1 protein-coding gene and 1 pseudogene are annotated in these 1,840 nt (G+C 41.8%); both read left to right on the top strand.

From position 1 onward, the window contains the following. Window positions 1-422: 422 nt before the first annotated feature. Window positions 423-1,280: pseudogene (locus tag G4P69_RS37685) on the top strand (nitrogenase component 1); the annotation flags it as partial. Then, on the top strand, window positions 1,280-1,840 hold a 561-nt coding region (locus G4P69_RS37680; RefSeq protein ID WP_279606331.1), incomplete at its 3' end, for a nitrogenase component 1. The pseudogene G4P69_RS37685 and the gene G4P69_RS37680, both read left to right, overlap by 1 nt.

Here is a 1,840-nt window from a genome sequence, read left to right as displayed (position 1 = left end):
AACTGACATTCTTCGACTAATACCGTACTGTTTCCATTAACCAAACATCTGATGTGGGGTCAACTTGCCACAGGGTAATGGCAGAGTAATCTTGGCGTACCTAATGTGGGCAAAGGAATTGAAACGGATGGTGATCGCTCCCAGAGGACGCTGCTAGAATACTTGAAACGTGGTGAATCTTGATCTGTGATCGCTATGTTTGAAAGTAAAAATATCACAGCTACTTAGTAAATGTATCGATAAGTGCAGCAATTCTCATTCTGAAACGAGTTTGCGCTATTTCAGTGATCGCCTGATTTGTGAAGAATTATCAACACCTCTTACTCCAAGGATTTTAATGTCATGAAATCTTAAAATGAGAACTGCTGACCAATGAATCATCTCAGAACATCGAAATAGTATGTTGTACTGAGCGTTTTGGTGAGCCTGAGTTTACAACACCATATGACATTAACCTAATCGGTGAGTACAACATTGCAGGTGAAATGTGGAATGTCACATCACTGTTAGAGAAATTAGGTATCCGAGTTTTGTCGAAAATTACAGGTGATGCTCGCTATAAAGAAATTTCCTACGCTCACCGTGCTAAACTCAATGTTATGATTTGCTCCAAAGCGCTGCTCAATATGGCAAGAAAAATGGAGGAGCGCTATGGTATTCCTTATATAGAAGAATCTTTCTACGGTATTGAAGATATTAACCGTTGTTTACGCAATATAGCTGCTAAATTGGGTGATCCTGATTTACAAGCCCGTACAGAAAAGCTTATTGCTGAAGAAAACGCCGCTTTAGATATAGCATTAGCTCCTTATCGCGACCGACTGAAAGGCAAGCGAGTTGTCCTTTATACTGGAGGCGTTAAGAGTTGGTCTATTATTTCTGCTGCTAAGGATTTAGGAATAGAAGTTGTTGCAACTAGCGCCAGAAAAAGTACTGAAGAAGACAAAGCCCGTATTAAAAGGTTGCTAGGTAAAGACGGTATTATTCTCGAACAAGAAAGTCCTAAAGAAATTCTGCGCATAGTTAAAGAAACTCAAGCTGATATGTTAATTGCTGGTGGTCGTAATCAATACACCGCTCTCAAGGCTCGGATTCCTTTTCTCGACATTAACCAAGAGCGACACCATCCCTATGCAGGGTATGCAGGAATGCTAGAAATGGCAAGAGAACTGTATGAAGCTCTTTATAGTCCTGTATGGGAACAGGTACGCAAACCTGCTCCTTGGGAAAAAGCAGATAAGGAAAATACTCTCCCTGCTCTCACAATGGAGGTAAGCTGATGGCGATCGTGACAACTTCCTCAAAACCAGTCGCAATTAATCCTCTCAAGCAAAGCCAACCTCTAGGTGCAGCCTTAGCGTTTTTAGGACTGAAAGGGATAATTCCTCTAATGCACGGTTCTCAAGGTTGTACTGCTTTTGCCAAAGTGGTATTGGTTCGACATTTCCGCGAAGCAATTCCCCTTTCCACAACAGCAATGACGGAAGTCTCAACTATTTTGGGTGGTGAGGAGAATGTTGAACAAGCAATTCTTACATTGGTGCAGAAGTCTAAGCCAGAAATTATTGGTTTATGTACGACTGGACTTGTGGAAACGCGAGGGGATGACATGGAGCGTTTTCTCAAGGATATTCGCCAACGTCATCCAGAACTGGACGAGTTACCGATTATATTAGTCTCGTCGCCAGATTTCAAGGGTTCATTGCAGGATGGCTTTGCTAATGCTGTCGAGAGTATTGTTAAGGAACTTCCTCAAAAAAGCGACAAGCAAAATCCGTGTCCTAACCAAGTCACTATTTTGGCGAGTTCTGCTTTTACTCCAGGTGATGTACAGGAAATT

This window comes from Aetokthonos hydrillicola CCALA 1050, from assembly GCF_017591665.1.
GTDB classification, from domain to species: domain Bacteria; phylum Cyanobacteriota; class Cyanobacteriia; order Cyanobacteriales; family Nostocaceae; genus Aetokthonos; species Aetokthonos hydrillicola.
The sequence above is the reverse complement of the archived record's forward strand: the minus strand, read 5'-3'. Positions and strand labels throughout refer to the sequence as shown.